This window comes from Vagococcus fluvialis (assembly GCF_048815235.1).
Lineage (GTDB): Bacteria > Bacillota > Bacilli > Lactobacillales > Vagococcaceae > Vagococcus.
Genome location: NZ_JBMEAO010000015.1, coordinates 16,043 through 42,748, shown reverse-complemented (window position 1 = coordinate 42,748; position 26,706 = coordinate 16,043). Strand labels below are relative to the sequence as shown.

Genomic DNA, 26,706 nt, shown 5'->3' with positions numbered 1-26,706 from the left:
ATTTAATTAAAAATTTTAGGCCCTTTACGCATATTTTTACGATCGTTTTTAGGTTCAGCCATCTTCTTAGATGATTTACCACCAGATTGTTTATTTTTAATAATTTCCATCATTTTTGCTTTATTGTCCATAATTACCACCCTTTTCTGAGAGTTTATTATACATTATTTTTGGTGAGATAAATATAGATTTAAGAAATAGATATAAACTCTTTAAATCATTTCCCCATCAAACATAGTCCCAACAACTTCTGTTTTCAGTAATGCCATTTCATCTATTTCCATAATATTTTGAGAAAGAATACAAAAATCAGCTCGTTTTCCTACTTCAATCGAACCAATATCCTCTCGACTTAAAGCTTTTGCGGCTCCCTTAGTATGAGCGTACAAGGCTTCACCAATGTTTATCACTTCTGTTGGCATTAGTCTTTCTGTTGGTACACCTGATTTTTCGCGACGAGCTACTGCATAATACAATGACTCTAAAGGTGTGACATTCACTACAACTGGTGTATCTGTTCCAAAAGCTAGCGTTCCCTTCATCTCTAAAAATGATTTAAAAGGAAACATCTCTGCTGCACGTGACTCTCCAACTTCTTCGTCTAAGGTGTCATATCCCACCAATAAATGACTTGGTTGAACTGATATCACTAACTGCTCTTGATTGACTAACGGTAAATCCACACTATCCATCACTTCCAAATGCTCCAAAGTATTGTATTTCCCTTGCTCTAAAGAAAATTTAGCGAGACTTTCTTGATAAAAAGTCAGTGCTTTATGAATAGCTTGATCCCCAATTGTATGAATCCGAATCGGCCAACCTTGTTCGTTTGCTTTAAAAATAAATGATTTCATTTTTTCGACAGGAATTAATGGACTTCCCACATCACCTTCAAAATAAGGCGTTTCGTATTCTTCTTTTAAATAGGCCGTATGAATACTTGTTACCCCGTCGAAAAATTGTTTTACACCACCCATTTGAAGTTTTGGTGATTGATACTTCTTATAAGTAGCTTGTAATGGCTCTAACTTGTCCCGCATGGCAGGATAAAAACTAGTTCGAATGGTAGCTACTTCTTCGACTTGTTGGTAAAGACTTGGATAAACCAAATCATCCTCGCATTCACCCGTTAAAGCCACATCTCCCACACTAGTAACACCCATCTGATTTAAGTGTTTCATGTAAGCTAAGAAGTACTCAGGGCTTTCTTTTTTAAACACTTCTAAAATTTGCGATAAATAATTAATCGCAATCGCTTCTAAAAAGCAACCCGTTAATTCGCCTGACTCATCTACCATCGCTTCTCCACTTAAATCAGTAGGCACCGTATTAGCTATAATATTCATGACCTCTAAGCCTTTAGAATTTAGCCAAATACTATGAGCATCTCCTGAAATTAATAATACTGGTGTTTCTGGATATAGCTCGTCAATAGATTCCTTAGTCGGATAAACATTCTGACCAAAATCACTACTAAACCAGCCAATACCTAGTTTCCAGCCCTTAGTGACAGGAACATATTTAAGCCCTTCAACAAACGCCATCTCTGTTGTACCTGTCATATGAGTTAAGCACCCACTATGAATGAGGGCCGATAAATAAAAATGCACATGAGCATCAATAAATCCTGGAATAATCATTTCTTCACTGTAATCAAGTATTTCTCCTGTAGTTGGCAAATCTGAAAGGTCTCCAACTTTTTCAATCATGCCATCTTTAACCTGAATAAATCCTGGAAATGTTGTCTTAGTGTTTGTATCAAATATATGATTAGAACGCAAAATAACTGTCATTATAACCCCATCTTCCATGCTAAGAAAAGGTCATTGTACATCTCTACAGTTTCTTTTCCTAGGTATTCGTAATGCTCCATTTTTTCAATCGTTTCAATACTTGGATAAAACGATTCATCCGCTGTTAATTCTTCTGGTAACATAGCTTTTGCCTTTTCATTAGGCGTTGCGTATCCCACATACTCAGCGTTTTGCTTAGCATTTTCTGGACGCAACATAAAGTTAATAAAAGCATAGGCTCCTTCAAAATTCTGCGCTGTTTTTGGTATCGCAAAATTATCCGTCCAAATAGCACTACCATCTTCTGGTACTACATAACGCACATCAGGATTTTCTGACATCACAAAAGCTGCGTCACCTGAATAGCCAATGCCAATTGGCGCGTCATTATTTATCATTAAGGTCTTGATTTCATCAGTCAAAACGGCTTTTACATTTGGTTGTAATGTCTCCATCTGTTTGACACTTTGAGCCACAGTATCAGCATTTTTTTCATTTAATGATTGATTCGTCGATTGCAATGCAAAACCAATACTCTCTCTTGCCCCATCTACCATTAAAATGTCATTTTCAAATGCTGGATTCCACAAATCGGCCCATTTAGTAATCTTATTTGCTTCTGAGTTTTTCTGATTCACCATAATACCTATCGTTCCCCAAAAATAAGGAATCGTATATTGATTCTTAGGATCAAATTTATTATCGAGTAAATAAGGAGAAATATTCTCTAATCCTTTAATCTGACTATGATCGATTGGCAATAATAACTTTTCTTCTAACATTTTAGGAACCGCACTCTCACTAGGAAACACTAAATCGTAACGCGTGCCACCTTGTTTAATTTTCGACTGCATTGCTTCATTAGAATCAAAAGTACTATAAATAATATGGTAACCTGTTTCTTTCTCAAAAGCCTTCATCAACTCAGGGTCGATATATTCTCCCCAGTTAAAAATGACTAGAGTATTACTTCCCGTTGTATCTTTATTCTCCGATTGGGCATTTAATACTAGTTTTGTGCCAAACAACACACTTAATATTAAAATAATACCTCCCAAAAAAACCGCTAACCTTTTCAATTCATCAATTCCTTCTTTCCTATTTAGATTTCCCCGATAAGAATAATCAATTTTACTTAAAAAGACAAACAAAATAGATTGAAATACCATTAAAATATAAAGAAAGAGACCAATCTCATTAGATTAGTCTCTTTCCCTTTAAAATAAATCATGTAATCCGAATAATCTGCTATTAATCAACACGATAATAAACATGTTCATTCATTACCATTGTTGGATTATTTTGAGTTCCTATTGCAACTATTTTCTCTCGACTTGCATCACCATCTTGAATATCACCAGCAACTCCTTCTGGTAAAAAAGAAATATAAAGAATAGCTCCAGGTAAAGTACTAGCTAAAGAAACATACCCATCCATCATTTGAGTTCGCAAATCTTGTGTATATTTAGGGACTTCAGTATCACCCCAACCTTTTTGTAGCGCAGGACTTCCATCTGGTGCATTTGAGTTAATCAGATTTAAAAATAAATTAGTCATAATCGCAGGTTCAGGTTCACCCATACCGATAACATCGGAAAACTCAACCACGTCATTGTTTACAACAATTTGGGCACCACGACCATTTTTCCAAACACCACTAACACTTGAAAAATCACCTTTTTCAATTTGTTTTATATCCATTTCAAGGGAAGCTTTAGCTATACTACTTTTACTTTTTTCATCTGACTTTTCACTTGGTTTAACTACTGTCCTTCTTTCAAAAACTTGAACATAACTACTACTGCTACTTCTAATAATAATTCGATCCGTATCAGTTTTTATCGTTTCTGGTACATCTTCGCCGAAATCACTTAATTCAACTCCTTTAGGATAAAAGAAAACACTGTAAATAACAGCACCGCCGCTACTATTAGCTGTTAAGTATTCCTTTTCTTGAAAGGTAACTGGTTGATCTTCAGATTCCTTTAAAATATCACCTACTAAAGTAATAAAACCATTAGTTATTTCATTTTGAGAAACCGTTAATGTTCCTCCTTGTGGCTCTTTCCACTGACTTCCCATCGCATCATGATTATTTCCTGAAACTGCTATCTCTACCCATTCTCCTAATAGGCTACCATAATCGCCTTTTTTTATTTGAGTGAAATCCATTTGTATTTCTTCCTCAACCTCTGTAGATTGAGAGGTTTCCTCAGTTTTTTGTGTTGTACTTTCTATTGTACTTGAAGAACTAATTATTTCTTCACTTTCTACTGTTTCTTTTTTATCAGTACACCCAACAAATAAACCTATACTACCTAGTAAACAACCAAAAACTAACAATATCTTTCCTTTGTTCACATCAACAACCCCTTTTACTTTTTTTACTCTGTATCTATCTTATTACTAATTTCCTCATCAGTCTAATACAAAAAAACCTATTTTTAATAATTAGTCCTTTTTATAGACAGTTATAAATATATTAGATACTATAAATAAAGGAGGTTGTTTATATGTATTTAGAAAAAATCACCCTAGAAAATGTGGAAGAATGTATTACCTTATACATGGATACTTTTTCAAAAGAACCTTGGAATGACGTCTTTGAATCATCTGATAAAGTCAGAGCTTATTATCATCATTTTTTAGCTAGTAACCAATGTATTGGTTATGTGGGAATAGTTGATGAAAAAATAGAAGTTATGAGTATTGGCATGATTAAACCATGGATTGAAGGACTCGAATATTATATAGATGAATTTTGTGTCTCATATGCCAGCCAAGGTAAAGGCTACGGCTCCCAATTTTTAGATTTAGTTGATGCTGATATTAAGAAAAAAGGATTAAACGCGATTATTTTAAACACTAGTAAAAATGTACCGGCTTATGATTTTTATTTAAAGAATGGATTTCAAGTGGATGAGGGATTAAGAATCATGTATCGATAACAAATAAGAGACTAACCTCAAAAGTTAGTCTCTTACTTGGTTTATATAGTTATTACAATTCTTTTTTATGCTCAACTTTTGTTTTTTCTGTACTCTTAATAATTAATTCATTATTTAATTCTTTGTATTTGTTTAAAGTGTAATCAGAAAAAGCTTTTGTTTGTTTATTTAAATACTCAGGTAATTTATCTGGGTTATCTTTGATGATTTTTTCTGCTTCTTTATCTGTTTTTTCAACTTCTTCTGTTAAATGTTTTCTGACTTCTTTTCTAACTGGTAAAATATTATCTTTCTTAAATTCTTCATAGTAAGGTATCGTTAAAACATTTGTCATACGGTAATTCCAGTAAGCTGACTCGGTATCTGGTTTATCTGTACCCATTTGGTACTCTTTAGGAGTTTCTGTGATACCTGAATAGAAAGGAACATACGAACTTGTTTCTGGAACACCCATTGCAAGCCAGTGGATACCACTGATTTCTTCTGGTACATTATTTCTTACTTGTAAAATATGAGATTCCATGGTTCTTGGTACATTAATTGGACGGAATTGTTCTGGTTTGTCACCAGTATAAGTATCATACTCCGTTCCATTAAAATGATTTCGTAAAACAAAACCAACTCTAGCTAATGTCACTTTTTCATCTGCTTTTTTGAATAAATCAAAGCTATCATTTGTTAATTTTAATTTATCCGCTTCAGAAGGTGTTAGAATTTGTTGGCCCATCATGATACGTGGTAAATTGTATTCTGCATCTGATTCAGTATCTGCAAATACTTCACGAATCGACGCTTCTTCTACCTTATCTGCCAATTTATTATCTTTAATAAAGTCTTTAAGTCCTTTAGAATACATCACATTTTCTTTATCATTCCAATCAATCTTTTGGATGACTAGTGTATTGGAAATCACTGCATATTGATCGTCTGGAATACGCACCGCTACCCACTCATGACCTGTTAGTAATTCCATATACCAAATATCATTTTTATCTGAAAAAATAATACCATTCGTTTCTGCAGAACCATTTTCATCAATCAATTTACCTAAATACTCTACACCATTCTTAGCAGAAGTAATGTACGGCAACACAACAGTCACTAAAGAATCTTCTGCAATTCCATTTTCTACATGAGGATCAAGTTTTAATACTTCTTCTTTGGTGGTTGCTGATTCTGTTGCACTCATTGTTATGTTTTTACTATTGATACCAGCTGATTCGTATAAACCTTCAGAATCATCCCACTCTGGTGTTGCTGTATATTTCATTTGCTCTTTTGGAAGAGTCATTTTAAAGCCATTTCCTTTTGATACATAATTTCTATCATTCGAATTTTCAGGACGAACATAAAAGTGCTTGGCCCACGCTGTACCCATGTCTTCGTTTCTTGCAATCATCGTTGAACCATCAACGGATGCCTCTTTACCAACTAATACTGTAGTACACGCTTGAACAGAGGTTGGTATACTTAAAGCTAATGCTATTAAACTGATAACTCCTGCTGCCTTTTTCATAATTGTTCAATCTCCTTTCGATTGACCTTATGCTAGCACCGTGAGATAACGCTTACAATCTATTGTTTATCAGTTTAATCATCTTTTCACAATGTATCTTAGATTTGTTATCCTATTTTAATTGCACTGTAATTATAGATTTAAATGTATAATATATAACGTTTAACATGTCGAATACGCTGCATTTTCTATGATAAATATTCGTTAAATCAAATGACGAAATCGTCTCTTTTGAAAATTGTATTTTGAATAAAAAAACATCTAGCAAGACATTAAAAAAATTTAAATATGCTAGCTTTTCATTTTTATTGAAAGAAGGTCTTTAACATAGATGGGGAATTGAGGAAATTCTTTAGTGAAAGTAAATCAACACTTTTGAAATTTTGTTATTCCATTTTGGAATAGTTAAACCTCTCTCTTAGCTGATAATACTTATTTTTTATTCTATTTTCAATAAATAATAAAAAAATTATAACTAAAGTTATGATTTTCCATTTAATTTAAAGTATGATATTTTTTTATTATAGCAATTTAAAAAATATACGTTTTAAGAAAGGCGAGATTAAATGAAAAGAAAAATGTTAATGATTTTATTTACAATTTCTACAATTACTTTTGCAGGAACAACATTAGCTTCAGCTCATTCAGAAACAAAAGAATTAAATTCATATGAAGTAAGACAACCTAATGACTTTAATGTTGATACTATTGATACATTTAACGATATAAAACAGCGCTCTTATTATTTTTATGATATGATTCCAGATTACTTTGAAGTCCAAGATTTCATGAAGACTATTTATGGAGATGATTATGTCAATAACTCACCTCAATATCGTTTTTTAACACTATCTAAAGAATATTTTGATAAATATTATAGAACTAATGATATAAATGACTTAGATTATGCTATTACCTATTTATTTGATCATTATCAATCTGTAGGCAATCAACACTCTTATCATGTAAATTATAGAATAAGAGCTAATCAGCAAAGAGCCTATGTTCCATCAAATTTTATTAAAGATAAAACTGATACAGGTAACTTCATGATGGAAGTAACACGTTCAGTAGATTAATAAAAATGGAGTTTGTTACAAATTTTTCTAGTAAACACATCTCTCTATGTCACATAAAAACCTATCAAACAAATGCAAAAGAAACATTTGTTTGATAGGTTTATTTTTTATATTCCACCACAATTAGCTCATATTAGTTAAAATATTTTACTTTATCAACCGAACTAAATAAATTCATTTTATTTTCTACCACAGCTTTAGATTCAAGAATACATGGAGGGAATACAGTATTTGGCTCCCAGAAGAAGTTATCATTCAATACTTCTTGTAATTTAACGAAATAAGGTTTTTTAATATCACTTGAAATGTTAATTTTTTGAATACCTTTCTCAACAGCAATTCTTAGCTCATCATCTGAGTTTGAAGATCCACCATGTAAGACTAATGGGATATCAACTTCTGCCGCAATTTCACTTAATAAGTCTAGTTTTAATTTCGGGACAAAACCTTCTGGATAAATACCATGAGCTGTTCCAATAGCAATAGCAAGGGTATCAACTCCTGTGCGTTCAACAAATTCTTTAGCTTCTTCAGGTTTTGTATAAGTAATTTCTGTCACGCCACCTTCAATAGATGTTCCTGTATCACCAATTGTTCCTAACTCACCTTCGACAGATACTCCCACTGTATGAGCTATTTCTACTACTTTTTTAGTTATAGCTATATTTTCTTCAAAAGGTAATAATGATGCATCAATCATAACAGAAGTAAATCCATGATTTATAGCAGTCATAACATCTTTAACAGAGCCACCATGATCTAAATGAAGAACAAATGGAACTGGACTATTACATAATCTCTCTCTAACATAAGCAATAAATTCACCTGTTACAAAACTTAATTCATCTGGATGAATCGCAATAATAGTTGGTGCATTTAATTCTTCTGCTTTTTCTACAACAGCTTTAAAAATATTAGCATCTGAAATATTATAAGCACCTACAGCAAATTTATTTTCTTTCGCTACTTCTAACATTTTTTTCATTGAAATTAACATGTTTTTTCCACCTTTATTTTTTTATTATTTTTTAACCATTTAAACTAAATCCAGATAAATCCATTTCTTGTTCTTCTTCTAATTGAGTTGAATCATATTCTTCGTCACTGATATTTTTCTTAATCAACAATAAGATAACTCCAGTAACAATTGAACCAACTACTAGAGCTAACAAACCAACTAAAGGTTTTGTCATAACAGGAATAACAAATACTCCTCCTGATGGGACTGGTGATCCATTTTGGAAATAGAAATTAATAGCACCAGCAACTCCTGTCCCCATACTACAGGCAAAAACTGTACGTAATAAATCATTCATTGCAATAGGAATAACGCCTTCTGTTATCATGGTTAATCCCATTGGAAAAGCAACTTTAATAGCATCTTCTTCTACTTTAGTAAATACTCTCTTTTTACTAAATTTAGAGAATACCCAAGCTAGTGTAACTCCAATTGGTGGTACCATTGCCCCAATTACTTTAATAGCCTCTGGTTCAAGAATTCCCTCCATCAATAAACCATCTGCCATTAAATTAGGTACTTTACTAATCGGACCTCCAAAGTCAAAAGCTCCTAGTACACCAAAAATGAAACCATAAACAACCCTTGATGACTCATCTAAGTTATTTAAGAAAGCAACAAGTAATTCGGTCATCCAAGCAATAGGTCCTCCAATAACAAAGAACATAACAAGTCCGATTACGATTGAAGATACTGTAGGTATAATCATCATTGGCATTAATCCATCTGCCCATTTTGGTACTTTCCATGTTTTCTTCATCCATAAAATAAAGTAACCAACTAAATAACCACCTATCATTCCACCTAAAAATCCAGCTCCTAATGCGTTAGCTATCATCCCCATTAAGAACCCTGGAGCAATCCCTGGCCTTTCAGCAATAGAATATGAAATATACCCTGCAATAAATGGCGCTAAAAGCCCCATACCCATTACACCTAAACTAGTTAGAGCACTAGCAACTGTAAAACTTTCAGTATAATTCTCAATAACTTGACCTCCCATCAAGTTACCAATCGCGATTAACAAACCAGAAGCTACAACTAATGGCAACATGTAGCTAATGGCCGTCAGTGCATGTCTCTTTAATTCATTTAACACCTTTTTCATAGTTAATCCTCCTTATTAAATTCATTCTCAATCTTTTCAATAAGCTGTCCTGCTGCTTTAACAGCAACATTCGTTGGAACTTTTATCGTTTTTTTACCGTTAAAACGTTCATTACCAGTTGTTTGAATATCCGTCGCCATGATAACAACATCTGCATTTTTTATGTCGTCACTAGTCAACTCATTTTCAATTCCAATCGTGCCTTGCGTCTCTACTTTAATTGTATGCCCCCTTTTTTCTGATGCTCCTATTAATTTTTCCTTTGCAATATAGGTATGTGCTATGCCTGATGTACAAGCAACGACTGCTACTAGTTTCATGTCAAAACCTCCTATTTTATTTTGTTAATAATTCATAGATTTCTAGATTTGTTGTAGCATTTCTCAATTTGTGTAGTAACTCTTCATCCGCCAATAAAATCGCCACTTTTTGAAGCATTTTAATGTGTAACGTCGTTTCATCTGTCTTTTTCACAGCAAATAAAATAATAACTTCAACGACTTCATCATCTAACGAACCCCAATCAAGCCCCTTTTTATTTTTTCCAATAGCTATCACCGTTTTTTTCACTCCATCGGATTTTCCATGCGGAATAGCGATTCCATCTCCTAACCCTGTCACTCCTTCCTCTTCTCTTAGTAATACATCTGCTAGAAATTCTTCTGGATCATTTAAATAGCCTTGAGTATCTAGTAATTTAACAAGTGCTTCCAGTGCCTCTCCTTTTGTTTCTACATTTAAATCTTCAAGTATCAAGTCTTGACTAATAACCTCTTTAATATCAATCGATTCCATTTATTTCCCCTCCATCATAGTTCTAATAGTTTCTTGATCTTTTCCTGTGAACATCGCGCTAACTAAAGCTACTGGGACATCTAAAACTAAGTTATACAAATTAATGTTTATTGTTGAAATAATAAAATCAACTTTCAACTTCCCTTCAGTGTATTTATTTTTAAACTGATTCACTGAGACGATATCCATTATTTCTAAATTGGGAAAATTTCTCTGAACTTTAACTCTTAATAGTTCACTTGTCCCAACTCCACTACTACACATAATAATGACTCTTTTTTTGGTTTTTAATTTTTCAAAATCTTTGGCGAAATATAACATATTAAATCCTGTTTCATCCTCTGATATTGTATTTAATGAGTATTCAAATGATAAATAGCTACTCATTTGTTTAACTGATTCAAATAACTCAGGATATTCTTTTTTTATCTCTCCTAATAAATTATTAACAATGACTATCTTATTTTTATTTCGGTATAACATCACTCTAAAATGATTGAAAAAACTTTTATCTTCTTTTAAATTGGAGAAATCAATATTCATATCTCTACTCACAAAATCAATAGCATCTTCAAAAATTATTCTTAATTGTCCATCCGAATACAATTCAAATGATTGCTCTTCTATTCCTGAAGATATAATGTATTGAAACAAATAAAACTCTTCAATTTCATCAATTGGTTCTGATAAATAATGACTCAAATTTCTAACAATTTTTCGAGAAATCCCATATATTTCTTGGTTCGATTCTTTTAAAGTTACTTCATACGCATCTAACTCTTTATACTCTCTATCTTTAGGAATGAATCCATTTCTTATCCTCATAACTAAAATGTACAAGTGTGAAAAGATATTAATATTATAGGGATACGGAATATTTCCTTTGACTTTCTTCTCTATTATTTCTAATTGAGAGGTTAAAAAATCAATATCGTATTGACTAATATTTGTATTATCAATCACGTAAAAATCTTGATCTGTAATGGCTGTTCTGAGTAACATGTGATAGATTGCTTTTCTAATATTTTGCTCATTGCCAATAATTCTAATTTTCTTTCCTTTTCTTTCTAGGTTTAAATCAAATGATTTAAGTCTCTTTTTTATTTTTTCAAGATCTTTATACTGAGTTTCTGAAGAAATAAAATAGGTTTGAAATAAGCTTTCTATTGAGATAAATATAGGGGAGCAGCTTAGTAAATTCATCAATACTGAGATAACTCGCTCTTCAGTTTCTGAATCACTTTGCTTAAAAATGGAACGATATTTCAAATAATTACGATAATTTAATTTCATTCCCTTACCAATAAATGTTTCAATTAAAATACCAAATTCACTGGCTTCATTGATTTTATGAACTAGCCTATAAACTGTTTTGGAAGATATACTTAATGAATCGGCTATTTCTTTCGCAGTAAGTTTAGTATCTTTTAAGACAAAAAGTTCAAGTAAATCTGATTCTTTTTTGCTTAACTTCATAACACTCAACTCCTTAATAAAACAATACCATCAAAATGATAACGTTTACTTTATTAAAATGTCCATATAAGTGGACAACTCTTTGAAATGCACTGAATACATTTCTTATTCTTGATTATAATAAAAAACACCTTCTAAATAGAAAGTGTTTCTAAATATTATTTATTTCAACTTCTAGCTAATAGATTTATGTAGGTCACTAAATGATTAATTCATTCTCTATTAAGATAGCTGCTCCATAAAGAAATCTAATATTCTTTGATATACAGCAATTTCATTAGTCTTTTTCGAGAAGCCGTGTCCTTCATCCTCAAGAAGCATATATTCAACATCAGTTCCTTTATTTTTCAATGCCTCATATATCTTGTCTGATTCAGCTTTTACCACACGTGGATCATTTGCCCCTTGAATAATTAGCATGGGTCTGGTCATTCCATCCACATAAGTAATAGGTGAATACTCAATTAATTTCTCGCGATCTTTTTCTGGATTTCCTACCCATTGATCCATGACTGGTTTCCAATCCTCAGGCACAGAATCAATAAATGAAAATAAATCAGATGGACCAAAAATATCAACAACAGCTTTAAAGTAATCAGCATGACGGCCATGTAATAACAAGGCCATATAGCCACCATAGCTACCACCCATTAATAGAATATTACCTGTTGTTGTGTGGCCATTTTCAATCAACCAATCTAGTGCAGCAACATTATCCAGTCTTGGCCCGTTGCCCCAGTCACCCTCTACCATCTTAGCAAACTCGAGACCGTAACCTGTTGAACCACGAAAATTAGGTGCAAAAAGACTAAATCCTTGATTTAAAAAGAATTGGAATGACGCTCTAAATGTTTTTCGCTCAGAAGCTTGCGGCCCTCCATGTGGCCAAAATATGATTTCACCATTCGATTTTTCAGGATTTGCTTTAAAAAATAGAGATTCAATTTCTAAACCATCAAATGACTTATAGGTAATAACTTCTGGCTCAATCATCTCGTCTTCTTCAATCCCAGGAACCACATTATCTGTGACTTTCTCCCATCCATCTTGCACTAATCGATAAATATTAGATGGACTCGTTGCACTTCTTCCCAACGTATAAACAGAACCTGATTCTAAGACTACCAGTTTATCTACCACACTATATGGAATAGATAGTTCTTTCAACTCATTAGTTTCTAGGTCGAATGTATAAAGTCTATCTTCTACGCCTTTTTCAGCTGCTAAATACAACTGATTACCTGCTTTATCAAAAGAGATATCTTTAAACTCTTCTTGTGTAACCGAAGCGACCTTACGAAATGCCTCTGTCTCTAAATCAAACGAAGCAAGATAAGAAAATTCTTCTCCGTGATTTGTTAGAAAATAAATAATATTATCAGAAACAAAACAACCACCACTAACCGTGTATTGTTCCTCTGTCTCCGGCGTTAAGAGAATATCTTTTCCTTTATGCTTCACGTACATTAAGCTATACGTATTCGCAAACATTTTCAAATACAGGAAACTTTCTTCATTCGGACTTAGTGAGAATAGATAGTGAATCCCATCATCTCCCTCAATAACGGTTTCTTCATGACCCGTTTCTAAATGGTGGGCATAAGCATTTAAAAAGGTTGGATTATCTTTAGATGACGTGTAGTATAAAACATCCCCATCCTTTGATAACATTGGCATCGTATTTCTCGTACCTTCATTAAAAATAACTTCTTTCAACTGACCACCTTTAGGAGGTAGAGCGTAGAATTGCGTGTTCTCATCTCCATCCTTATCAAACCCAGCAATGATAAATTGACCCTTTTTATCATAAACGAGTCCATTACAACTTTGATCTTTGAAGGTTAATTGCTTAGGAAATTGGCTTGGTAAATCCATTCCCCATAAATTAAATTTGCCACTTAAATTCGTACTAAAGACAATTTGTTTCTCATCAGGACTAACAATAAAATCCTCTATACTAAATGTTCTTAAAAATTGTTCCATACCTAATTCATCAAATTTAACCATATGATTTCCTCCTAACAATTTGTATAGGGATAATTATAGCATAGGAGATAGTATAGAAAATGATTTCGTGTAAAATTTCACATTTATGGAAATTTGTTTCAAATAAAAAAGACACTCTCCAATTGGAAGATACCTTGTAAGTTATGATTGAGTTTTTTTCAATAGTTACTATCTTTATTACATAAGTATAATAAAAGTCATTTTGCCTATTTTTATAGTATGAATTATTAAAATTTGATATAATATCACTTGTTATTAAAATAAAATTTACAGGGAGACCTATACATGAATGTATTAGATCTAATCGAAGATGGAAATAATCGCTTTTCTAAATACCTTTTCGAAAGTCTTGAAAAAGGACATACTATAAATAATATTGCTAATTTAGACGGTTCAAAAACAATGGACCTTTACACATTTAATATCTTTAAAGCATATTCCACATTGTGTTTGGCTAAAGAGTCACTTACTGAGTTGGATTTAGGAGTTTTAAATTGCTATAAAAGTTTCTTAAATAGTGAAGAGTCAATATCTAAGGACGATTGTATTGAAATGATGGATGAAGATGATCTTTATGAGTTACAATATGAAGTTCTCGCTATTTTAATTTTCTTTATTTATCTTGATAATAATAATATATTAGACTCTACTCAAAACTGTTCAGAAGAATTTATTGATTGGTTAGTTGAGTTGCTTAATGCTGCATTAATGTCAGATGATCCATATAACGAAGAGGGCATTGCATTCATAAGAAATTTCGAAATAACCAATAGAGAATATATAAAAGAAAACAAAGATATTCTATTTGTTGATGCTATTGATGAGTCACCCATACTAGCCAATAATGAGGAATCCACTTTAGAAAGCTCCCTAGAAGAACTCAATAATTTAATAGGTCTAGATGCTGTAAAACATGAAGTTAACTCCCTAATCAACTTTCTAAAAGTTAGACAACTAAGAGAGAATCAAGGTCTAAAACAACCCCCAATCTCACTACATCTCGTTTTTTCAGGAAATCCTGGGACAGGTAAAACAACTGTTGCTAGATTGTTAGCCAATATTTATAAACATCTTGGCGTAATCTCACGTGGTCACCTAATTGAAACTGATCGGTCTGGTTTAGTTGGTGGATACGTTGGTCAGACAGCTCTTAAAGTCAAAGACTTACTGGATGAGGCAACTGGAGGTATCTTATTTATTGATGAAGCATATACTTTATCAGATAAAGGAGAGCAAGATTTCGGACAAGAAGCTATAGATACTTTATTAAAAGTTATGGAAGACAATAGAAATGATTTGATTGTTATTGTTGCTGGTTATCCAGATAAAATGGCTAATTTTTTAGAATCGAATCCTGGTCTTAAATCTAGATTCAATAAATTTATTGAATTCTCAGATTATACTTCAGAAGAATTGAGCAATATATTTCTTAAATTAGTTGAAGAAAATAATTTAAAATTGACTTCAGAAGCTAATAATACTCTACAAATTTATTTTAAAAATGTTGTTTTGAATAAAAGTGATAATTTTTCTAATGGTAGAGAGGTTAGAAACTTTTTTGAACATTCACTAGTTAACCAAGCAAATCGTATTTCATGTCTTGAGACAATTGATAATGAGAGCTTAGTAACAATTGAAAAGGAAGACTTAGAAGTTTCATATACATAAATTCTTGTTATTTTATACTTATCCCATTACTAAGTTATATTATTATTCATAGAGGCATTCTTATTAATAAAGTTAAGTTGACTTAATTTTGCCAATAAGAATGTCTTTTTATCACGCCTAATACAAAAAAAGGCATCTTCCAATTGGAAGATACCTTTGTAAGTTATGATTAAGGTAACTGCGCTCAGCAAGGCTTCGCCCAGTACGATTCTCGTAACTCGTAAACTCGAACGATAATCGTAATTAACGTTTTGAGAATTGTGATGCTTTACGAGCTTTTTTAAGACCTGGTTTTTTACGTTCAACCATACGAGCGTCACGAGTTAACAATCCTGCACGTTTAAGAGCTGGACGGAAATCTGGATCTACTTGTAAAAGAGCGCGAGAAATACCGTGGCGAGTTGCCCCAGCTTGTCCTGCGTATCCTCCACCGTTAACGTTAACTAATACGTCATATGCGCCTTTAGTTTCTGTTAATACTAGTGGTTGCATGATTACTTCACGTAAATCAGCATGTGGAATATATTCTTCAATGTCTTTGTTGTTCATAACGATTTTTCCTGTACCTGGTACTAAGCGTACGCGAGCTACAGATTTTTTACGACGGCCTGTGCCTAAATATTGTACTTTAGCCAATGAAATTCCCTCCTTAAATTAAGTTAGTGATATCTAATACTTCTGGTTGTTGTGCTGCATGTTTGTGTTCAGCTTCACCGTATACAAATAGTTTTTTAGCAGTAGTGCGTCCTAAACTATTTTTTGGTAACATACCTTTAATTGAGTTCTCAACTAAACGACGTGAGTTTTTATCACGTAATTCACCAGCAGTGATAGATTTAATTCCACCTGGGTGTTGGCTGTGACGGTAGTATACTTTGTCACTTTCTTTGTTTCCTGTTAATTTAACTTTGTCTGCATTAATTACGATTACGTAATCACCAGTATCCACATGTGGTGTGAATGTTGGTTTATTTTTTCCACGTAAAATTGATGCTACTACAGTAGATAAACGACCTAAAGGAATATCTGTCGCATCTACTACATACCATTTACGATCGATTTGGCCAGCTTTAGCCATATATGTTGTACGCATGGTTTTTTTCCTCCAATTTATGTTCTTGATGTTTGGCATTACATAATAAGTTTCCGGGGCTCACCATGTTGTGGTCAAACAATACCATCTAACATATTATCGTGAATCCCTTGATATGTCAATAAATTTTGACGGTATTTTCAATATTTTTTTTATTTTTCATAGTCAACTTTCATTAAGAAAAGGCCTTCAGGATGGGCAGTTGGACCAGTCATCTGCTTATCTTGTTGTTCTAAAGCTATTTTTATCGCATCCACTGGTAATTGTCCATTACCGATTTTTAAAAGAGTCCCAACTAACATACGAACCATTTTATATAAAAAACCGTTACCGCGAAACTCAAAACGAAGCTCAGTTTCACTTACTTCAATAACATTTACTTCATAGACATGACGGGTTTTATCTTCAACGGCACTACCAGTAGCGCAAAAAACGCTAAAATCATGCTCTCCTTCAATATCTTTGGCTGCTTGCCTAATTCTATCTAAATCTAATTCATAACGGTAATGAGCTGAATATAGACGCTTAAATGGGTCTCTTGTTTGACCTAAGTCCACATAATAATGATACGTCTTTTCTTTAGCTAAGTAACGAGCATGAAATTCTTCATCAACTTGCTCCACTGAGATAAAACTAATATCATCTGGTGTTTGCGTATCTAACGCAAAGCGGAATTTTTCATTTTCTCGTTCATAAGGATAATCAAAATGAATCACTTGTCCCTTAGCGTGGACTCCTGAATCTGTTCTTCCAGATGGGTGAATCGTAATTGTTTTTCCTTTATTAAATCGCTTTAAGGTATTTTCAATTTCTGCTTGGACGGTATGAGCGTTTTGCTGTACTTGAAATCCTGCATAATTCGTTCCGTCATACGCAATCACGGCTTTGTAACGTGGCATAACATTTCCTCCTCTAACTAAAATTGAGGTTGTGACAGAAGTATTCAGCTTATTTCCGAAGAAGCTACTCCTGAGACACCGTTTAGTTTGTAAAAAAGGAGCTGTGACATATTTACGTCACAGCCCCATTCACTTCTAACTTCTTAAAAAGACTAAAAGGCCTGTTAATAAAGCAAATACAATAATTACTACTGTATCAGCAAATTCCCAATGGAGAACACGGTACTTAGTTCGTCCGTCTCCTCCTTGATAACCTCTTGCTTCCATAGCAATCGCTAAATCTTCAGCACGATTAAAACTGCTGACAAATAATGGAATTAATAATGGCACAATAGCTTTCATTTTCTGCATTAAGTTACCTTCACCAAAGTCGACTCCACGAGCACGTTGCGCATTCATAATCTTTTCCGTTTCATCCATTAAAGTTGGAACAAAACGCAAAGCAATTGAAAGCATTAAAGAAATCTCGTGTGCTGGGAACTTCACTACTTTTAATGGTCGTAGTAAATATTCAATAGCATCAGACAAAGATAATGGCGGTGTTGTTAAAGTTAACAACGTCGACATGAATATGATCAAGACAAAACGAATAAAGATAAAGGCACCGTTTTTTAGACCAAACTCACTAATACTAAAAATCCACCACTTAAAGTAAACTTCTCCCCCTTGAGAGAACAGTACCTGGAGTAACACGGTAAACAGAATTAACCAAATTAAAGGTTTAACCCCATTAATAAAGAAACGAATACTTATTTTAGACATTAAAATCGCAAAAATAGTAAATAAAAACATAGCACCAAAACTAATAAAATTATTACATAGGAAGATAATCCCAATAAAATAAAAGCTGGCTACTAATTTAGCACGTGGGTCTAAGTTATGAACCACTGAATCACCAGGAATATAGCGTCCTAAAATCAGTTTATTCATCATCTTGGCCACCTACTTTCAAAGAACCAACTAATTCATCAGCTAGTTCGTCAGCCGTTAATGGTAGTTGAGAAAATTCATAACCTTTTTCCATTAACTCAAAAGCAAAATCAGTGGCTGTTGGCACACCTAATTGTTTTTCTTTTAACCATTCAACGTCTTTAAAGATTTCACGAGGATCACCTTGTTTATGGATTTTTCCTTTTTCAAGAACTACCATATAATCAGCATACTCCGCTACATCATCCATTAAATGGGTTACTAAAATAATATTAATTCCTTTTTCCTTATGCAGACGGTAAAACATTTCCATAATGTCTTTACGGCCACGAGGATCAAGTCCTGCTGTTGGTTCATCTAAGATAACCACTTTAGGCTCCATTGCTAATACCCCAGCAATCGCCACACGACGCATTTGTCCACCTGATAGGTCAAATGGTGAGCGGTCCATGTAAGACTCGTCTAATCCAACTAAATCAAGCATTTCCTTAGCTAACTTAGTTGCCTCTTCATCAGAGACACCAAAGTTCTTAGGTCCAAAAGCAATATCTTGTCCAACTGTTTCATCAAATAACTGTGATTCAGGAAATTGGAACACAATTCCAACTTTTTTACGAATTGGTTTTAAATTTTTATTATCTGTTTCAGGAGTAATCACACGATCTCCAAGAGTCACTTTACCAGCTGTTGGCTTTAGTAAAGCATTTAAATGTTGAAGTAACGTGGATTTACCACTTCCAGTATGTCCAACAATAGCTGTATAACTATTAGAAGGAATTTCTAAGTTAATATCAAAAAGCACACGTTGTTCAAACGGGCTATTAGGTTGGTAGGTAAAATCTACTTGTTCAAACCGGATTTCCATAGAAAGTCCACCATTCCTTCCTCTGTTAAATAAGTTGCAGGTACTTCCATACCACGTTCAGCTAAAGCTGCTTTTAATTTTTCTGGGAATGGCACATCAAGACCTAATTCAATTAACTCTTCTCCACGAGAAAAAATCTCACCAGGAGTTCCCTCTTGAATGATTTCACCTTGACGCATCACTAACACACGATTAGCATGAGCTGCCTCATCAATATCATGTGTAATCGAAATAACAGTTAAGTTTGAATCGTCTTTGATTTTACGAATCGTTTCAATCACTTCTTGACGTCCTTGTGGGTCTAACATAGACGTTGCTTCATCTAAGATAATTACGTCTGGTCTTAAAGCTATGACACCAGCAATCGCCACACGTTGCTTTTGTCCACCAGAAAGTCGAGCAGGTTCTTTAATAGCAAAATCACTCATACGTACTTTTTCAAGTGCGTCTTTCACACGGACAACCATTTCGTCTCTAGGTACACCTTGATTCTCTAATCCAAAAGCCACATCATCTTCTACTGTTGAACCAACAAACTGATTATCAGGATTTTGGAACACCATACCGATTAAACGGCGTACATCCCATAAGTTATCCTCAGAAACAGTTTCACCTTTAACAACAATTTCTCCTGAAGTAGGTGTAATTAAACCATTAATTGTTTTAGCTAAAGTTGATTTTCCAGAACCATTGTGACCAATTAAAGCCACCCATTCGCCTGGATATATGTTAAGTGACACATCGTTTAATGCATTTTTAGTGTCTTCGCTTTGATATTTAAATGTTATATTTTTAAGTTCAATTAAAGGAGTCTCCATTCAAGCCTCTTCCTTATCCTTTTTATGGTTATTTTAAAAAAATGTTTCATTCTATTCTTAATGTTAATTAAAAATACAAGGAAACATTTTCAGATTCGATAAATACCTATTTATCTTAATCTTTATTCAATTAAAAGACAATTAAAGCGCATTAATACGAATGTATAAAAAAAGCACTTTATATGATGAGCGCGCATCCTCTGACAAAAGTCAGAGGAATAGCACCGAGCTAGACTCGGAAAAAATTAATTTTCCAACATCATAACACTCTAAAAGAATCATCTATAAAGTGATCAAAACTTAATTTAATTATTAAACTAATTCAATAATTACCATTGGTGCAGCGTCTCCGCGACGTTGTCCTTTTTTAAGGATACGTGTGTAACCACCTTGGCGATCTTGGTAACGAGGTCCCAAGTCATTGAATAATTTTTGTAAAGCTGTTTCTTGGATGATTGTTTCACCATCTTCGCCTAAACGTGCTTCTAATAATTCGTTACGAACAAAAGCTGCAGCTTGACGACGAGCGTGAAGATCTCCACGTTTACCTAAAGTAATCATTTTTTCAGTAGTTGAACGGATTTCTTTAGCACGAGCTTCAGTTGTTTCAATGCGTTCGTTGATAATTAAATCAGTTGTTAAATCACGTAACATTGCTTTTCTTTGGCTGCTTGTGCGACCTAATTTACGATAACTCACGTCGTATTCCTCCTTATATCAATTAATGATTAATCTTCTTGACGTAAACCTAATTCTAAATCAGCTAATTTAGCTTTTACTTCTTCAAGTGATTTACGACCTAAGTTACGAACTTTAATCATTTCTGCTTCAGATTTATTTGTTAATTCTTGTAATGTATTAATGCCAGCGCGTTTCAGACAGTTATAAGAACGAACAGATAAGTCTAATTCTTCGATTGTTGTTTCCAACATTTTTTCTTTTTGTGTTTCTTCTTTTTCGATCATGATTTCAGCATTTTTAGCTTCATCTGTTAAGTTAACAAAGATGTCTAAATGCTCAGTCAAGATTTTAGCAGATAAACTGATAGCCTCTTGAGGTGCGATAGAACCGTCTGTCCACACATCTAAAGTTAATTTGTCAAAATCGTCACGACGACCAACACGTGTATTTTCTACTTGGTAGTTAACACGTTTAATCGGTGTGTAGATAGAATCCACTGGTAAAACACCAATTGGCATATCTTCACTTTTATTTTCATCAGCTTTTGAATAACCACGGCCTGGTTTAACAGTTAAACTAGCGCGGAAAGTCGCACCTTCAGATACGCTACAGATGAATAAATCTTTGTTCATGATTTCAACATCACTATCAGTAATAATGTCACCTGCGGTAACATTAGCTGGACCAGTAATATCGATCTCTAAAGTTTTTTCTCCTTCAGCATATAACTTAAGGGCTAAGCCTTTGATATTTAAAATTATTTGAGTGACATCTTCACGAACTCCCTTGATAGTGGAGAACTCATGTAATACACCATCAATTTGAAGATTAGTGATTGCAGCACCTGGAAGAGATGACAATAAAATACGGCGTAATGAGTTACCTAACGTAGTTCCATAGCCTCTTTCAAGTGGCTCGATGACGAACTTGCCATAATCTCTATCTTCATCAATCTTTGTGATTCTTGGTTTCTCAAATTCAATCATTCTTCTCTATACCCCTTTCAAAACGAAAAGTGTCCTGCTCAATGTCGCTATAAGTTCCAATCATCAAAAATGAACTCACTCACTACACACGACGGCGTTTTGGAGGGCGACATCCATTATGAGGAACTGGAGTAACGTCACGAATCGCTGTCACTTCTAATCCTGTTGCTTGTAATGAACGAATAGCTGCTTCACGACCAGAACCTGGTCCTTTTACAGTTACGTCAACAGTTTTTAAACCATGTTCCATTGCTGCTTTAGCTGCAACTTCTGCTGCCATTTGAGCTGCGAATGGTGTTGCTTTTTTACTTCCTTTAAATCCTAATGATCCAGCTGATGACCATGCGATTGCATTACCATGAACATCTGTCAACATTACGATTGTGTTGTTGAAAGTAGAATGAATGTGTGCAATACCAGCTTCGATATTCTTTTTCACACGACGTTTTCTAGATACTTTTTTTGCTACCATGAAGCTTTATACCTCCTTCACTAAAAATTCTTATTTTTTCTTACCAGCGATAGAACGAGCTGGACCTTTTCTTGTACGTGCATTATTTTTCGTGTTTTGTCCACGAGTTGGTAAACCACGACGATGACGGATACCTCTGTATGAACCGATTTCCATCAAACGTTTGATGTTTAAGTTCACTTCACGACGTAAGTCACCTTCGACTTTTAATTTATCAATTGCTGCACGAATTGAATCTGTTTGTTCGTTAGTTAAGTCGCTAACACGGATTTCCTCAGAAACTCCAGCTTCTTTCAAGATATCTTGAGAAGTTTTCTTTCCGATTCCATAAATGTAAGTAAGCGAAATAACTACACGTTTATTACGGGGAATATCTACACCTGCAATACGAGCCATTATTCGTTAACCTCCTTTTATCCTTGACGTTGTTTATGTTTTGGGTTTTCACAGATAACCATAACTCGACCTTTACGGCGAATTATTTTACATTTTTCACAAATGGGTTTTACTGATGGTCTTACTTTCATGATTATACCTCCTTGAATTTTACGGAGTACAACTATTTAAAGCGATAAGTAATACGACCACGTGTTAAATCATACGGAGATAATTCAACTGTTACTTTATCTCCTGGTAGAATACGAATATAATGCATTCTAATTTTTCCAGAAACGTGTGCTAAAATAACATGGCCATTTTCTAATTCAACTTTAAACATTGCATTCGGCAAAGTTTCGACGACTGTACCTTCAATTTCAATCATATCTTCTTTCGCCACAACTAGTACCTCCTTATACATTGTTTGCATCTGACATATGCGACAAATTGACAAAAAATAGAGCTTTTAGCCTATTTCTTTCCAACTTTTGTATTATATCATAAGTACAACACAAAATAAAGTTGATAGGAAAAATTCCTGTCATCAACTTCTGTTTTCAAAAAAAGGCTTGATTCTCATAGAATAATAGATAGCTAGATAAATGACTAGTTGTTACTTGTGATAATCTTTTCGATATCAACAAATACTTCTTGAATATCACGATCACCATCAATTGTACTTAGTACTTGTTGATTTTCGTAATAAGCTAAAATAGGTTCAGAGTTTTTAATGTTAACTTCTAAACGATTTTTAACCGTTTCAGGTTTGTCATCTTCTCTTTGATAGAAGTTATGTCCACCACAACGATCACAAGTTCCTTCAACTTTTGGAGCGTTGAATAATTTATGATATGTAGCACCACAATCTTTACAAATGAAGCGACCCGCTAAGCGGTCAACTAAAACTTCTGAAGCGACATGAATGTTTAAGACATTGTCTACTTTTTTACCTAATTCCTCTAAAATTTTATCTAATTCTTCTGCTTGAGCAAGTGTCCGTGGGAAACCGTCTAACAGGAATCCTTTTTCTGTATCGTTTTGAGATAAACGATCCTTAACAATACCGTTTGTTACTTCGTCAGGTACTAATTCACCTTTATCAATAAATGATTTAGCAAGTAGACCTAATTCAGTTTCATTCTTCATTGCATCACGGAACATATCTCCTGTGGAAATATGAGGAATACTGTAAGCATCGATAATTTTCTCTGCTTGAGTACCCTTACCAGCTCCTGGCAATCCCATTAGGATGAGATTCATTTGTTTTCCTCCTTAAGTTCGAGAAAAGTGCTGAGGTTTAACCCCCAACACACTACTCTTACTCTCTGATAAAACCAGTATACTGACGTTTCAGTAGTAACCCTTCAAGCTGTTTATTCGTTTCAAGAGCCACACTAATGACAATCAGTAAACTTGTCCCACCTAAACCAATAGATTGTGGTAGGTCCCAAACATTTTGAGCAATGATTGGTAAGATTGCCACTAACCCTAAGAACACAGATCCAACTGTACTTAGCTTCATTAAAAGACTAGATATAAATTGTTCTGTTTCTTTCCCAGGACGTACACTTGGAATATAGCTTCCTTGCTTTTGCAAGTTCTCAGCTACTTTCTCAGGATTAACCTGAACAAAGGCATAGAAGAATGTAAAAGCAATAATCAGGGTTGTATATACTATCCCGCCAGGAATAGTTGAATAGTTAAAGATTTGTTCTAAGAACTGGAACCAAGGTTTACTACCTTGAGACACTTGAAAGGCACTTAGAAAAGCTTGTGGTGTAGCAATAAATGAACTCGCAAAAATAACTGGAATAACACCAGCCGCATTTACTTTTAATGGTAAATAACTACTTTGAGGAGCTCCAGCTACACGTTTTGTATATTGAATTGGAATCTTTCTTTCCGCTTGTTGCACGTACGTTACCATAGTAACGACAAGTAAAACAGCGACAATCAGGATTGCAATAAAGATGAATGATTTAGTCAAATCGCCTTTATCAATATTTACAAAGTAAGCTTGGTAAATTTCTTTGATGCTTCCAGGAAGTTTCGCAATGATACCTGCAAAGATAATCATTGAAACACCATTACCAATTCCCTTTTCGGAAATTTGCTCACCCATCCAAGTTACTAACATTGTACCCGCTGTTAGGATTAATCCTATCGTGAAGTACGTGTAGACACCTGGAGAATTAACAAGTCCTGCGTTTGTATAATAGTTAAAACCTGCTGTAATCGCAATCGATTGAACAAAACCTAACACTAATGTTAAGTAACGAGTCGCTTGATTCAACTTACGTCGACCAACTTCTCCTTGTTTTGACCACTCTACAAATTTAGGAACAATATCCATTTGGAGTAATTGAATAATGATTGATGAAGTGATATATGGGGAAACTCCCATTGCAAACAATGAGAATTTTTCCATAGCATTACCACTTACCTGATTAAACATTGCTACTAATGCTAAGTCATTAAGATCTAATAACGCTTTAGCATTAACACCTGGAACAGTAATATGGGCACCAACTCTAAACGCGAAGAGAATGAATAGCGTAAAAAATATCTTACTACGGATGTTTTTTACCTTAAACGAATCCTTCAACAGTTTAAACATTAGATCACCTCAACTGATCCGCCAGCTGCTTCAATTGCAGTTTGTGCAGATTTAGAGAATTTAGCTGCTTTAACTGATAATTTTTTAGTTAACTCACCGTTACCTAAAATTTTAATTCCAGATTTAGCATCTTTCACAATTCCTGCTTCAATTAAAGTAGTTGGTGTTACTTCGGCACCATCTTCAAATCGGTTCAATACGTCTAAGTTGACGATTGCATAATCTTTACGATTAATATTTGTGAATCCACGTTTTGGTAAACGCATGAATAATGGAGTTTGTCCACCTTCAAATCCTAAACGTACTCCACCACCTGAACGTGATTTTTGACCTTTTTGTCCACGACCAGATGTTTTACCGTTACCTGATGATGATCCACGTCCTACACGATTGCGTACATGTCTTGATCCTTCTGCCGGATGTAATTCATGAAGTTTCATTAGCTCGGCACCTCCTTGTACTAGTTTCTAAAGAATACTTCTTATATTTCTTCTACGTCCACTAAATGTGAAATAGTATTTACCATACCTTTGATAGCTACGTTATTAGGTTTTACAACTGTAGAGTTGATTTTTCTTAGACCTAAAGCTTTAACTGTATCAATTTGGTTTTGAGGACGTCCGATGATACTACGTTTTAAAGTAATTTTTAATTCGCTCATTTTTAGTCCTCCTATCCGATTAATTTTTCTACAGAAATGCCACGTAATTCAGCAACATCTTCTGCACGTTTTAATCTGTTTAATCCTTCAACAGTTGCGCGAACAACGTTTACAGGTGTGTTTGATCCTAAAGATTTAGATGTGATATCTGAGATACCAGCTAATTCAAGGACGGCACGAACTGGTCCACCAGCGGCAACTCCAGAACCAGCTAAAGCAGGTTTCATTAAGATACGTCCACCACAGAAAGATCCGATAACTTCATGAGGAATTGTTGAACCTACCATAGGAACTTCAATTAAGTTCTTTTTAGCATCTTCAACAGCTTTACGAATAGCTTCTGGTACTTCTTGCGCTTTACCAGTTCCAAATCCAACATGTCCGTTTCTGTCGCCCACTACTACAAGAGCAGAGAAACGCATACGGCGTCCACCTTTAACAACTTTAGAAACGCGGTTAATCGCAACAACGCGGTCTTCTAAATCAAATTGTCTATGATCAATATTAGCCATGAATAGTTTTCCTCCCTTTCCTAAAATTCTAGTCCGTTTTCACGAGCTGCTTCAGCTAAAGCTGCTACGCGGCCATGGTAAAGGTATCCACCACGGTCAAAGACTACTTCTTTAATACCTTTTTCTGTTGCTTTTTTAGCAATTGAAGCACCTACAGCTTTAGCTGCTTCAGTTTTGTTTTCTGCTGTAATATCTTTATCTACAGTAGAGGCACTTGTAAGTGTCACACCCGCTACGTCATCAATTAATTGAGCGTAGATGTTTTTGTTAGAACGGAATACGTTCAAGCGTGGGCACTCGGCAGTACCAGAGATTTTACTACGTACGCGACCATGACGCTTTTGGCGCACTTTATTTTTATCTGGTTTTGAAATCACACTTGTCAC

Annotated in this window: 32 protein-coding genes; 3 read left to right on the top strand and 29 right to left on the bottom strand. The window is 34.1% G+C overall.

Features of this window, described 5'->3' with window-relative positions:
* Window positions 1-2: 2 nt before the first annotated feature.
* The 4 genes from ACODH8_RS10685 to ACODH8_RS10670 form a co-directional block, all read right to left on the bottom strand.
* Window positions 3-131 (bottom strand): hypothetical protein, encoded by a 129-nt coding sequence (locus tag ACODH8_RS10685; RefSeq protein ID WP_332466744.1) that lies wholly within the window; start codon window positions 129-131, stop codon window positions 3-5.
* An 81-nt stretch (window positions 132-212) separates the two neighbouring features.
* Complete coding sequence (locus tag ACODH8_RS10680; RefSeq protein ID WP_332466743.1) at window positions 213-1,793, bottom strand: amidohydrolase; 1,581 nt, start codon at window positions 1,791-1,793, stop codon at window positions 213-215.
* Window positions 1,793-2,872: an ABC transporter substrate-binding protein gene (locus tag ACODH8_RS10675; RefSeq protein ID WP_332466742.1), complete on the bottom strand. Its 1,080-nt coding sequence runs from the start codon at window positions 2,870-2,872 to the stop codon at window positions 1,793-1,795. Before ACODH8_RS10675 ends, ACODH8_RS10680 begins: the two co-directional genes overlap by 1 nt.
* 172 nt (window positions 2,873-3,044) lie before the next feature.
* Complete coding sequence (locus ACODH8_RS10670) at window positions 3,045-4,154, bottom strand: DUF6287 domain-containing protein (protein ID WP_332466741.1); 1,110 nt, start codon at window positions 4,152-4,154, stop codon at window positions 3,045-3,047.
* A 152-nt stretch (window positions 4,155-4,306) separates the two neighbouring features.
* Between ACODH8_RS10670 and ACODH8_RS10665 the strand changes: the two genes are divergently transcribed.
* Window positions 4,307-4,741, top strand: coding sequence for a GNAT family N-acetyltransferase (locus tag ACODH8_RS10665; RefSeq protein ID WP_332466740.1), 435 nt, complete (start codon window positions 4,307-4,309; stop codon window positions 4,739-4,741).
* 52 nt (window positions 4,742-4,793) lie between these two features.
* On the opposite strand, the gene ACODH8_RS10660 is transcribed toward ACODH8_RS10665, so the two are convergent.
* Window positions 4,794-6,257 (bottom strand): C69 family dipeptidase, encoded by a 1,464-nt coding sequence (locus ACODH8_RS10660; protein WP_332466739.1) that lies wholly within the window; start codon window positions 6,255-6,257, stop codon window positions 4,794-4,796.
* A 566-nt stretch (window positions 6,258-6,823) separates the two neighbouring features.
* Between ACODH8_RS10660 and ACODH8_RS10655 the strand changes: the two genes are divergently transcribed.
* Window positions 6,824-7,336: a hypothetical protein gene (locus tag ACODH8_RS10655; protein ID WP_332466738.1), complete on the top strand. Its 513-nt coding sequence runs from the start codon at window positions 6,824-6,826 to the stop codon at window positions 7,334-7,336.
* A 133-nt stretch (window positions 7,337-7,469) separates the two neighbouring features.
* Here ACODH8_RS10655 and ACODH8_RS10650 read toward each other — a convergent pair whose 3' ends face one another.
* The 6 genes from ACODH8_RS10650 to ACODH8_RS10625 all read right to left on the bottom strand — a co-directional run bounded on the left by ACODH8_RS10650 (window position 7,470) and on the right by ACODH8_RS10625 (window position 13,740).
* Window positions 7,470-8,333, bottom strand: a complete 864-nt coding sequence (locus ACODH8_RS10650; protein WP_332466737.1) for a ketose-bisphosphate aldolase — start codon at window positions 8,331-8,333, stop codon at window positions 7,470-7,472.
* Window positions 8,334-8,364: 31 nt separating this feature from the next.
* Window positions 8,365-9,462, bottom strand: a complete 1,098-nt coding sequence (locus ACODH8_RS10645) for a PTS fructose transporter subunit IIC (RefSeq protein ID WP_332466736.1) — start codon at window positions 9,460-9,462, stop codon at window positions 8,365-8,367.
* A 2-nt stretch (window positions 9,463-9,464) separates the two neighbouring features.
* Window positions 9,465-9,782 carry a PTS fructose transporter subunit IIB gene (locus ACODH8_RS10640; RefSeq protein WP_332466735.1) on the bottom strand — a complete coding sequence of 106 codons (318 nt, stop codon included), beginning with the start codon at window positions 9,780-9,782 and terminating at the stop codon, window positions 9,465-9,467.
* A 16-nt stretch (window positions 9,783-9,798) separates the two neighbouring features.
* Window positions 9,799-10,257 carry a fructose PTS transporter subunit IIA gene (locus ACODH8_RS10635; protein WP_332466734.1) on the bottom strand — a complete coding sequence of 153 codons (459 nt, stop codon included), beginning with the start codon at window positions 10,255-10,257 and terminating at the stop codon, window positions 9,799-9,801.
* Window positions 10,258-11,733 (bottom strand): BglG family transcription antiterminator, encoded by a 1,476-nt coding sequence (locus ACODH8_RS10630; RefSeq protein WP_332466733.1) that lies wholly within the window; start codon window positions 11,731-11,733, stop codon window positions 10,258-10,260.
* A gap of 222 nt (window positions 11,734-11,955) precedes the next feature.
* Window positions 11,956-13,740 (bottom strand): S9 family peptidase, encoded by a 1,785-nt coding sequence (locus ACODH8_RS10625; protein WP_332466732.1) that lies wholly within the window; start codon window positions 13,738-13,740, stop codon window positions 11,956-11,958.
* A 285-nt stretch (window positions 13,741-14,025) separates the two neighbouring features.
* Between ACODH8_RS10625 and ACODH8_RS10620 the strand changes: the two genes are divergently transcribed.
* Window positions 14,026-15,408 (top strand): AAA family ATPase, encoded by a 1,383-nt coding sequence (locus ACODH8_RS10620; protein ID WP_332466731.1) that lies wholly within the window; start codon window positions 14,026-14,028, stop codon window positions 15,406-15,408.
* Between the two features lie 243 nt (window positions 15,409-15,651).
* On the opposite strand, the gene rpsI is transcribed toward ACODH8_RS10620, so the two are convergent.
* The 18 genes from rpsI to rplR form a co-directional block, all read right to left on the bottom strand.
* Entirely contained in the window at window positions 15,652-16,044 is a 393-nt protein-coding gene (rpsI, locus tag ACODH8_RS10615) for a 30S ribosomal protein S9 (protein WP_086340814.1), read from the bottom strand.
* Between the two features lie 13 nt (window positions 16,045-16,057).
* A complete protein-coding gene (gene rplM, locus ACODH8_RS10610; RefSeq protein WP_332466730.1) occupies window positions 16,058-16,501 on the bottom strand; it encodes a 50S ribosomal protein L13 in 444 nt (147 codons plus the stop codon).
* 152 nt (window positions 16,502-16,653) lie between these two features.
* Entirely contained in the window at window positions 16,654-17,400 is a 747-nt protein-coding gene (truA, locus tag ACODH8_RS10605; RefSeq protein WP_332466729.1) for a tRNA pseudouridine(38-40) synthase TruA, read from the bottom strand.
* 135 nt (window positions 17,401-17,535) lie between these two features.
* Window positions 17,536-18,333, bottom strand: coding sequence for an energy-coupling factor transporter transmembrane protein EcfT (locus ACODH8_RS10600; RefSeq protein WP_332466728.1), 798 nt, complete (start codon window positions 18,331-18,333; stop codon window positions 17,536-17,538).
* Window positions 18,323-19,195, bottom strand: coding sequence for an energy-coupling factor ABC transporter ATP-binding protein (locus tag ACODH8_RS10595; RefSeq protein ID WP_332466727.1), 873 nt, complete (start codon window positions 19,193-19,195; stop codon window positions 18,323-18,325). The genes ACODH8_RS10600 and ACODH8_RS10595 overlap by 11 nt, the downstream gene beginning before the upstream one ends.
* Entirely contained in the window at window positions 19,171-20,013 is an 843-nt protein-coding gene (locus ACODH8_RS10590; protein WP_332466726.1) for an energy-coupling factor ABC transporter ATP-binding protein, read from the bottom strand. Before ACODH8_RS10590 ends, ACODH8_RS10595 begins: the two co-directional genes overlap by 25 nt.
* A gap of 312 nt (window positions 20,014-20,325) precedes the next feature.
* Entirely contained in the window at window positions 20,326-20,712 is a 387-nt protein-coding gene (rplQ, locus tag ACODH8_RS10585) for a 50S ribosomal protein L17 (protein WP_332466725.1), read from the bottom strand.
* A gap of 29 nt (window positions 20,713-20,741) precedes the next feature.
* Window positions 20,742-21,680 carry a DNA-directed RNA polymerase subunit alpha gene (locus ACODH8_RS10580; protein WP_332525825.1) on the bottom strand — a complete coding sequence of 313 codons (939 nt, stop codon included), beginning with the start codon at window positions 21,678-21,680 and terminating at the stop codon, window positions 20,742-20,744.
* Window positions 21,681-21,762: 82 nt separating this feature from the next.
* Entirely contained in the window at window positions 21,763-22,152 is a 390-nt protein-coding gene (rpsK, locus tag ACODH8_RS10575) for a 30S ribosomal protein S11 (RefSeq protein ID WP_086340806.1), read from the bottom strand.
* 30 nt (window positions 22,153-22,182) lie between these two features.
* Window positions 22,183-22,548: a 30S ribosomal protein S13 gene (gene rpsM / locus ACODH8_RS10570; RefSeq protein ID WP_332525826.1), complete on the bottom strand. Its 366-nt coding sequence runs from the start codon at window positions 22,546-22,548 to the stop codon at window positions 22,183-22,185.
* 17 nt (window positions 22,549-22,565) lie between these two features.
* On the bottom strand, window positions 22,566-22,679 hold the full coding sequence (gene rpmJ / locus ACODH8_RS10565; protein ID WP_071457744.1) for a 50S ribosomal protein L36: 114 nt from the start codon (window positions 22,677-22,679) through the stop codon (window positions 22,566-22,568).
* A 32-nt stretch (window positions 22,680-22,711) separates the two neighbouring features.
* Window positions 22,712-22,930, bottom strand: a complete 219-nt coding sequence (gene infA, locus ACODH8_RS10560; RefSeq protein ID WP_071457745.1) for a translation initiation factor IF-1 — start codon at window positions 22,928-22,930, stop codon at window positions 22,712-22,714.
* A gap of 206 nt (window positions 22,931-23,136) precedes the next feature.
* Entirely contained in the window at window positions 23,137-23,790 is a 654-nt protein-coding gene (locus tag ACODH8_RS10555) for an adenylate kinase (protein WP_332525827.1), read from the bottom strand.
* Window positions 23,791-23,848: 58 nt separating this feature from the next.
* Window positions 23,849-25,147 (bottom strand): preprotein translocase subunit SecY, encoded by a 1,299-nt coding sequence (gene secY, locus ACODH8_RS10550; RefSeq protein ID WP_332525828.1) that lies wholly within the window; start codon window positions 25,145-25,147, stop codon window positions 23,849-23,851.
* Window positions 25,147-25,587: a 50S ribosomal protein L15 gene (gene rplO / locus ACODH8_RS10545; protein ID WP_332525829.1), complete on the bottom strand. Its 441-nt coding sequence runs from the start codon at window positions 25,585-25,587 to the stop codon at window positions 25,147-25,149. The genes secY and rplO overlap by 1 nt, the downstream gene beginning before the upstream one ends.
* 41 nt (window positions 25,588-25,628) lie before the next feature.
* The gene (rpmD, locus tag ACODH8_RS10540; protein ID WP_332525830.1) at window positions 25,629-25,808 is read right to left on the bottom strand and encodes a 50S ribosomal protein L30; all 180 of its coding nucleotides are present in this window, start codon (window positions 25,806-25,808) and stop codon (window positions 25,629-25,631) included.
* An 11-nt stretch (window positions 25,809-25,819) separates the two neighbouring features.
* A complete protein-coding gene (gene rpsE / locus ACODH8_RS10535) occupies window positions 25,820-26,320 on the bottom strand; it encodes a 30S ribosomal protein S5 (protein WP_332525831.1) in 501 nt (166 codons plus the stop codon).
* A gap of 20 nt (window positions 26,321-26,340) precedes the next feature.
* Window positions 26,341-26,697, bottom strand: coding sequence for a 50S ribosomal protein L18 (gene rplR, locus ACODH8_RS10530; RefSeq protein ID WP_332525832.1), 357 nt, complete (start codon window positions 26,695-26,697; stop codon window positions 26,341-26,343).
* Window positions 26,698-26,706 lie beyond the last annotated feature (9 nt).